Below are 6,646 nucleotides of genomic sequence, written 5' to 3'. Positions count from 1 at the left end.
ATGCGCGCCGGCGCCCCGCTGGTGCCCGGCACCCCGGACCCGGTCAAGGGCGCCGAGGAGGTGCTGGAGTTCGCCCGGGAGCACGGGCTGCCGGTGGCGATCAAGGCCGCGTTCGGTGGCGGCGGGCGGGGCATGAAGGTGGCCCGCACCGAGAAGGAGATCCCCGAGCTGTACGAGTCGGCGGTGCGCGAAGCGGTCGCCGCGTTCGGCCGGGGCGAGTGCTTCGTCGAGCGCTACCTGGACAAGCCGCGCCACGTCGAGGCGCAGGTGATCGCCGACCAGCACGGCAACGTGGTGGTGGCCGGCCTTCGCGACTGCTCGCTGCAGCGCCGCTACCAGAAACTGGTCGAGGAGGCGCCGGCGCCGTTCCTCACCGACGCGCAGCGCAAGGAAATCTACGAAGCGGCCAAGCGCATCTGCAAGGAAGCCCACTACCACGGCGCCGGGACCGTGGAGTTCCTGGTCGGTCACGACGGGCTGATCTCGTTCCTGGAGGTCAACACCCGGCTGCAGGTAGAACACCCAGTCACCGAGGAAACCGCGGGCATCGACCTGGTGTTGCAGCAGTTCAAGATCGCCAACGGCGAGAAGCTGGACATCACCGAGGACCCGACGCCGCGCGGACACGCCTTCGAGTTCCGCATCAATGGCGAGGACGCCGGTCGCAACTTCCTGCCCGCACCGGGGCCGGTGACGAAGTTCCACCCGCCGTCCGGCCCAGGCGTGCGGGTGGACTCCGGCGTCGAGACCGGCTCGGTGATCGGCGGGCAGTTCGACTCGATGCTGGCAAAGCTGATCGTGTACGGCGCCGACCGCGAGGAGGCGCTGGCCCGGGCCCGCCGCGCTCTCGACGAGTTCGAGGTCGAGGGCCTGGCCACCGTGATCCCCTTCCACCGGGCGATCGTCCGCGACCCGGCGTTCATCGGCGACGAGAACGGCTTCTCGGTGCACACCCGCTGGATCGAAACCGAGTGGAACAACACCATCGAGCCGTTCACCGGCGGCGAGCCCCTCGACGAGGAGGACGCCCGGCCGCGGCAGAAGGTGGTCGTCGAGGTCGGTGGCCGCCGGCTGGAAGTGTCGCTGCCCGCCGACCTGGCGCTGTCCAACGGCGGCGGCTCCGAGAGCGGTGTCATCCGGCGCAAACCCAAGCCACGCAAGCGCGGCGCACTGGCTGGCGCCGCGGCCTCCGGCGACGCGGTGACCGCCCCCATGCAGGGCACCGTGGTCAAAGTCGCCGTCGAAGAAGGCCAAGAGGTCAGCGCCGGCGATCTGGTCGTGGTCTTGGAGGCGATGAAGATGGAGAACCCGGTCACCGCGCACAAAGACGGCACTATCACGGGTCTGGCGGTTGAGGCCGGGGCTGCCATCACTCAGGGCACGGTCCTCGCCGAGATCAAATAGCCGGAGGAGCCGGACCTGGAGGCTATTGAGATCAACGCCGGGCCGTGGTACCTGCGGGCGCTGCATCTCGACGATTGGTCGTCGGACACGCGGTACAGCTGGGCTATCTGCGAGGCCACGACGGGCGAGTCGCTGGGCGAGGTGACGCTGAACCCCGCGACGGGTGCCATCGATACCCGCGCATGCGAGGGCCATACCGCAGCTGTGGTGGCCGCCGCCGACTCGGTGCGGCGGTTCGCGACCGCCATCGTTCCTGGTGAGCGGGGGAATCGCAGCTAAACCGTTGTAGGCCCACCCCGGCCCGAGTAAGGTTTTTGGCAGGTTGAGTTCACAGCCGCCCGGACAGCGTCAATGACGTGCAGGGAGGCGAACTCCCTGCCGCGAAGGGCAATCCTCTAATTGACGTGATCCACAGCACGAAATTTTCGTCGACTGATGGAGTCACCTATGTCTGTCGTGAAAACCGCAGGCCCTGCGGGCGCGACCGCTGGCGCAGACGCCGCATTTCCGTCTCAACCCTGGGAGAACCGCACCGCACGTTTTACCGTCCACCGGGGGCCGTCGGTCGCCGTGGTCGCCGCGCAGGGCGAGCTCGACGCCGCCAACGCCGGTCAGCTCGCCGATTACGTGCAGCGCTGCGCCAGCTTCTCCAAGCTGCTGGTCTTGGACCTCAGCGGCGTGGAATTCTTTGGGACCGCGGCGTTTTCAGCCCTGCACACGATCAATGTCCGCTGCGCCGCAGCCGACGTGCGGTGGGCGGTAGTGCCCAGTCGCGCGGTTTCTCGGCTGTTGCGGATCTGCGATCCCGAGCACGCGCTGCCAATCGCGGAGTCCACGGATGCGGCGATGGCCGCCGCCGACGAACCGCGCCGCCTACTCCAATTGGTCCCGCAGTCGCGCTAACGATTTAGCCAGCAGACGGGACACGTGCATCTGCGAGATGCCGACCCGTTCGGCGATTTGCGTCTGCGTCATCGACTCGAAGAACCGGAGCACCAACACCGTCCGCTCCCGCTCGGGCAGCGCATCCAGTAGCGGACGCAACGCCTCGCGGTTCTCGATCCGCTCTAGGCCGGTATCCACGTCGCCGAGGGTGTCAGCAATCGCACGGGCATCGTCGTCGGCGCTACCGCCGCCACCGCTGTCGATCGACAGCGTGTTGTATGAGCTGCCCGCAACCAGTCCTTCGACGATCTCGGTGCGGTCCATGTCGAGTTCGTCGGCGAGCTCGGTGGCCGTGGGAGCTCGGCCCAGCCGTTGCGACAAGTCGGCGGTAGCAGTGCCGAGCCGTAAGTGCAGTTCTTTGAGACGCCGCGGCACCTTCACCGACCAGCTGTTGTCGCGAAAGTGTCGCCGGACCTCCCCCATGATGGTGGGCACCGCGAACGACACGAAGTCTGATCCGGCCTCGACGTCGAATCGGACCACCGCGTTGACCAGCCCGACCCGCGCTACCTGGACTAAATCGTCGCGCGGTTCGCCGCGGCCCTCGAATCGGCGTGCGATGTGGTCGGCCAGCGGCAGGCAGCGCTCGACGATCTTGTCGCGCTGCCGCTGGAATTCCGGTGAGTTCGGCGGGAGGGTGGCCAGCTCACGGAACAAGTCGGGAACGTCGGCATATTCATTCTGTCGCGAACCAGAACCGCCGACAGCTCGCGCTGTCACCTGGTGGAGCCCGCCCGTCGTGTGGTCAGCGTGATCCCGAAGACACCGCCGCCTTCCGGCTGACTGCCGTCGCGGAAGGTCTGCACGCCGTCGGTCAGCGAAGTCAGGACGTGCCAGCTGAAGCTACCGGGAGTCACCACGTCGTAGGTTTGGCAGGTGGTCGACGCCTCCACCACGAGCTCGTCGTCTCGCGGGTCGACCACCAGCACCAACGTCGCGTCCGGTGTGGCTGAGCGAATCAACCGGGTACAGACCTCGTCGACCGCGAGCCGCAAATCAGCCACCGCGTCGAAATCGAGGTCTTCGAAGGTGCCGACCGCCCCGACCAGTGTGCGCAGCACCGCCAAATTCTCCAGCCGCGCAGCGACCCGGAGTTCGACCGCGCGGTCGCCTCGTTGCTGCTTCTCACCGCGCGCTTCTGCATCGGCCATGGGGTCTCCCAGCATTGTGTGACCGAGACTATCTCCGAGGCGGAGCCGGTTAGTCATGACCACCTCCGGGTATGCGGTCCGCATGGACGAGGCCGACACAACCGACACGGCCCGCACGCGCAATCTTGGGCGCGTCGCGCTGATCGCAGTGATCACGCTGGTCGTCTTGATCTTGGTTGCGGTAGGGATTTATGTCATCGCGTTTGTGATTCTGTCCCCAATGATGGGCTGACCACGGCACCACGACATAACCGACCGCCTGCGAATTCGTCATCGTGCAAAGTCCATACCCGCTGACCGTCGTTTGTAACCAGTGACCTGGGCCGCAGTTTCGGCTCGTGCGCCCAGGGGTAGGAGGCGCAGATGCGCGATCGCAATCTTTCCGACGAGACGCCCATCGCCGACGCCGTCGAGCAGGAGCAAGAAACCGCGCCGGAGCCGGCCAGCGTGGAGCACGCGGATGTGCCGGTGGAGGTCCCCATGGAGGCCAATGCCCCGGATTGGCAGGACCAGCTGCATGAAGTCGTCGAGGATGACCGCGATGAGTATCGGGGATAGCCGGGAGGTGTTTGCGACAGTCCCGTGATGGGAAACCTCGCTGACGGTCGGGGATAGCGGCTGCAGAGGAGGCGAAGATGTCGGATGCGGGTGACCGAAGCGTCGCCAGCACGCCGGCTCGCTCCCACTCCGTAGCGTGCAGAACCGCGCGACGCTCAAGAAGAGGGCGAAAGGCTGGGTACGCCTACGTAACGCCGCGAGGGCGTACCGCTAACGCGGAAAGGAAGATATATGGGTGAGAACAGTGGCCCCGGCGAAGCCGTGCGGGGCATCGTTGAGGGCGTCAAAGGCCTTGTCAAAGAGGTCGTAGGCACGGTTACCGGCCGCGACAACCTGTCCCAGGAGGGCCAGGCGCAGCAGGACAAGGCCAGAGCGCACCGCGACGCCGCCCGCAAGGAAGCCGAGGCTGAGAAGGCGCGCGCTGAGGCCAAAGCCAAAGAGCAACGCCAAAAGGCCACCCAACAGCGCGAGCAATAAGATCCGCCTGAAAGCAAAAGGCCCAGCCGAGCGGCTGGGCCTTTTGTGTTTGCAACACCGCCGGGCCAACAGCACGCCGCGCCCGATCGCAAACCGGCGTTTTGATCAGTCAACGCAGCCGTAAAACTGGGGCCAAGGCACCTACGCTTAATTGCCATGAGTGGTGAGTTCAGGCAGATGGTGCTGCGGACCATTGTGCTTCTGGCGTCGTGGGCGATCGGGTTGCTGGTGGCGGCGTGGGTTGTTCCCCGGGTCTCGCTGTCAGTTTCCGGTTTCATCGTCGCCGTAGTGATTTTCGCGGTAGCGCAGGCGGTGCTGTCCTGGTGGATTTTGAAGTTGCCGCGTGCGTATGCCTCGTTGCTGATGGGCAGCACCGGTCTGGCACTGACGCTGCTCGCACTGATCCTCGCCTCGGAATTTACTGCTGGGCTCAGCATCCGCGGGGCCGCGTCGTGGGTTGCGGCAACGCTTGTGGTCTGGCTCGTGACAACGGTCGGGGCGGTTTTGCTGCCCGATGTGCTGATCCGCGACGAGGCCGGAGTGACGCGCCCGATCACGCAACGTGCGCCGGACCGCGAGTAAGTAGCAAAATGGTCGTTATCTCGTCCGGCGACGGAGGGAGGCCCGGTGGGAGACATCCATCGAGATCCGATTGATCATTTCCGGACTACGCAGCCTCATGCCGGTATCACGATGAAGGACAACCTGTTCTGGCCGGGATTTATCCTGCTGGCGATCGCAGTACTAGGGGTGGTCAGCACGCTGGCAGCCGCTGCCTACCAACATTACGAGTGGCTGCCCACGACGGTGCTTGTTGCTGTGCTGGGCACGGTCAACGGGGCGCTGTGGCTGGTGTTGGAGCGTCGCCGAGTGCTCAGCATCGACGAAGAGTGGCGCGTCGAGGGTCGGCCGGAGCAGCGAACCGCCTAAGGGTGTAGTCGACGCCGGTCAGCCGGCAAGTGCCGGGCCTGCGATCGGCGCAACGCCCATGGTGAGCGTCAGCAACATCAGCATCAGCAAGAACCAGCCGGCGCCCTGCCACGCCCACCACGTGCCGCGATCACGCCACACGCGGTAGGTGCGGAGAAACGCCCAGCCGCCGCCGGCCAGCAATATCGCCGGCGCACCGAAAGCCAACAGGGCCCGCTGCGGTGCTCCGCACGCCACGGTGTCCAAGGCCATCTGGCCCTTACAGGTGCTGACCCACAAAGCGGCCACGATAAGGAAACCGACGCCGGCCGCCGCGGCTAAAAGCGCAAACCGCACCGCCGCCTGGACCTCGCTGTCCTCTTGGCCGAGGCGGTCACCGGGTGAATGCTGACGTGGGTTTTGCATGGTCGATCACTGTCCTGCGTGGATTGCTCTTACTTCATCGTCTGATCCGGCGCATCAGTTACATCGCGAGTCACATCGCGCTGACGCCTCCTGGCCCTGACTGCTTAGAGCGCACATGGGATACCCGCCGGTTAGCGCAGGTAAACCGTCCCGGACCCGGTCATGTGAGGTGCTCCAACACTTGGCGGACGGCGGCCACCGCCTGGTCGATTTCGTCGCCCGACACCGTCAGGGCCGGGCGGAAACGCACGCTCTCGTACCCGCTTGGCAAAACGATCACCCCGCGCTGCCACAGTCCGCGGATCAACTTGTCGCGGTCGGTGGTGGTCGGCAAGCTGAATGCGCACATCGGGCCGCGGCCGCGGACGTCGAGCACCAAGCCTGGGAACTCGGCGGCGAGTTCGTCGAGTCGGGCACGCAAATGGCGGCCGTGTTCGGCGGCGCCGGCTGAACAGGCCGTCGGCCTCGATGACCTCCAGGATGCGCCGTGCGCGCACCAGCTCGACGAGGTTGCCGCCCGCATCGGCGACCCGGCGGTGCGTGCTACGTCGCCGCCGGCGCTGGTGCGGATGCCGGAGCAAACCGCAATCGTGGCTACCGAGACGTTCGCGCCGATTCTCTACGTGCTGGCCTACGACGATTTTGCCGGCGCGAATCCGGTTCTGATGCGTGGAAGGCGTATATGCGTCGCGCCACCAACACCGTCAACTACTCGTCGCAACTACCGCTGGCACAAGGTGTGCGGTTCACCTGAGCGCTGTTCAGCGCTAGACCGC

General features: G+C 66.0%; 11 protein-coding genes and 2 pseudogenes. 9 read left to right on the top strand and 4 right to left on the bottom strand.

Translation table 11 applies throughout. The annotated features are described in order from the left end of the window. From VFA16_RS07010 to VFA16_RS07000, 3 genes are all read left to right on the top strand, one after another. The coding region (locus VFA16_RS07010) for an acetyl/propionyl/methylcrotonyl-CoA carboxylase subunit alpha (protein ID WP_324967116.1) at positions 1-1,404 on the top strand (1,404 nt) is incomplete at its 5' end. A 15-nt stretch (positions 1,405-1,419) separates the two neighbouring features. After that, on the top strand, positions 1,420-1,683 hold the full coding sequence (locus VFA16_RS07005; protein ID WP_324967117.1) for a hypothetical protein: 264 nt from the start codon (positions 1,420-1,422) through the stop codon (positions 1,681-1,683). A 168-nt stretch (positions 1,684-1,851) separates the two neighbouring features. Beyond that, positions 1,852-2,307, top strand: coding sequence for an STAS domain-containing protein (locus VFA16_RS07000; protein WP_324967115.1), 456 nt, complete (start codon positions 1,852-1,854; stop codon positions 2,305-2,307). Here the strand turns inward: VFA16_RS07000 and VFA16_RS06995 are convergent. Together VFA16_RS06995 and VFA16_RS06990 are read right to left on the bottom strand one after the other, a co-directional pair. Continuing rightward, entirely contained in the window at positions 2,278-3,069 is a 792-nt protein-coding gene (locus tag VFA16_RS06995; protein ID WP_324967114.1) for an RNA polymerase sigma factor SigF, read from the bottom strand. The two genes, VFA16_RS07000 and VFA16_RS06995, sit on opposite strands and share 30 nt — an antisense overlap. After that, positions 3,066-3,500: an ATP-binding protein gene (locus VFA16_RS06990; protein WP_324967113.1), complete on the bottom strand. Its 435-nt coding sequence runs from the start codon at positions 3,498-3,500 to the stop codon at positions 3,066-3,068. The genes VFA16_RS06995 and VFA16_RS06990 overlap by 4 nt, the downstream gene beginning before the upstream one ends. Positions 3,501-3,555: 55 nt before the next feature. Here VFA16_RS06990 and VFA16_RS06985 point away from each other — a divergent pair, with 55 nt between their 5' ends. From VFA16_RS06985 to usfY, 5 genes are all read left to right on the top strand, one after another. After that, a complete protein-coding gene (locus VFA16_RS06985; RefSeq protein ID WP_324967118.1) occupies positions 3,556-3,732 on the top strand; it encodes a hypothetical protein in 177 nt (58 codons plus the stop codon). A 131-nt stretch (positions 3,733-3,863) separates the two neighbouring features. Next, entirely contained in the window at positions 3,864-4,058 is a 195-nt protein-coding gene (locus VFA16_RS06980) for a hypothetical protein (RefSeq protein ID WP_324967112.1), read from the top strand. Between the two features lie 231 nt (positions 4,059-4,289). Further along, on the top strand, positions 4,290-4,535 hold the full coding sequence (locus VFA16_RS06975) for a CsbD family protein (protein WP_324967111.1): 246 nt from the start codon (positions 4,290-4,292) through the stop codon (positions 4,533-4,535). A gap of 156 nt (positions 4,536-4,691) precedes the next feature. Continuing rightward, positions 4,692-5,117 carry a hypothetical protein gene (locus VFA16_RS06970; RefSeq protein WP_324967110.1) on the top strand — a complete coding sequence of 142 codons (426 nt, stop codon included), beginning with the start codon at positions 4,692-4,694 and terminating at the stop codon, positions 5,115-5,117. 45 nt (positions 5,118-5,162) lie between these two features. Beyond that, the gene (gene usfY, locus VFA16_RS06965; protein WP_324967109.1) at positions 5,163-5,465 is read left to right on the top strand and encodes a protein UsfY; all 303 of its coding nucleotides are present in this window, start codon (positions 5,163-5,165) and stop codon (positions 5,463-5,465) included. An 18-nt stretch (positions 5,466-5,483) separates the two neighbouring features. Here the strand turns inward: usfY and VFA16_RS06960 are convergent, their stop codons facing one another. Together VFA16_RS06960 and VFA16_RS06955 are read right to left on the bottom strand one after the other, a co-directional pair. Then, positions 5,484-5,870, bottom strand: coding sequence for a hypothetical protein (locus VFA16_RS06960; RefSeq protein ID WP_324967108.1), 387 nt, complete (start codon positions 5,868-5,870; stop codon positions 5,484-5,486). 160 nt (positions 5,871-6,030) lie between these two features. Beyond that, positions 6,031-6,388, bottom strand: a pseudogene (locus tag VFA16_RS06955) (aminotransferase class III-fold pyridoxal phosphate-dependent enzyme); the annotation flags it as partial. 36 nt (positions 6,389-6,424) lie between these two features. Between VFA16_RS06955 and VFA16_RS06950 the strand changes: the two are divergent. Then, a pseudogene (locus VFA16_RS06950) lies at positions 6,425-6,624 on the top strand (hypothetical protein); the annotation flags it as partial. Positions 6,625-6,646: the final 22 nt, after the last annotated feature.

The organism is Mycobacterium sp. (genome assembly GCF_035653355.1).
Lineage (GTDB): Bacteria > Actinomycetota > Actinomycetes > Mycobacteriales > Mycobacteriaceae > Mycobacterium.
This window is presented reverse-complemented; position numbering and strand designations above follow the sequence as displayed.

Bases quoted from the DNA above. Each gene is read 5' to 3' on its own strand.
- VFA16_RS06985 (WP_324967118.1), top strand. From the start codon at position 3,556: ATGACCACCTCCGGGTATGCGGTCCGCATGGACGAGGCCGACACAACC.
- VFA16_RS06980 (WP_324967112.1), top strand. From the start codon at position 3,864: ATGCGCGATCGCAATCTTTCCGACGAGACGCCCATCGCCGACGCCGTC.
- VFA16_RS06960 (WP_324967108.1), bottom strand. From the start codon at position 5,870: ATGCAAAACCCACGTCAGCATTCACCCGGTGACCGCCTCGGCCAAGAG.
- VFA16_RS06975 (WP_324967111.1), top strand. From the start codon at position 4,290: ATGGGTGAGAACAGTGGCCCCGGCGAAGCCGTGCGGGGCATCGTTGAG.
- VFA16_RS07000 (WP_324967115.1), top strand. From the start codon at position 1,852: ATGTCTGTCGTGAAAACCGCAGGCCCTGCGGGCGCGACCGCTGGCGCA.
- VFA16_RS06970 (WP_324967110.1), top strand. From the start codon at position 4,692: ATGAGTGGTGAGTTCAGGCAGATGGTGCTGCGGACCATTGTGCTTCTG.
- VFA16_RS06990 (WP_324967113.1), bottom strand. From the start codon at position 3,500: ATGGCCGATGCAGAAGCGCGCGGTGAGAAGCAGCAACGAGGCGACCGC.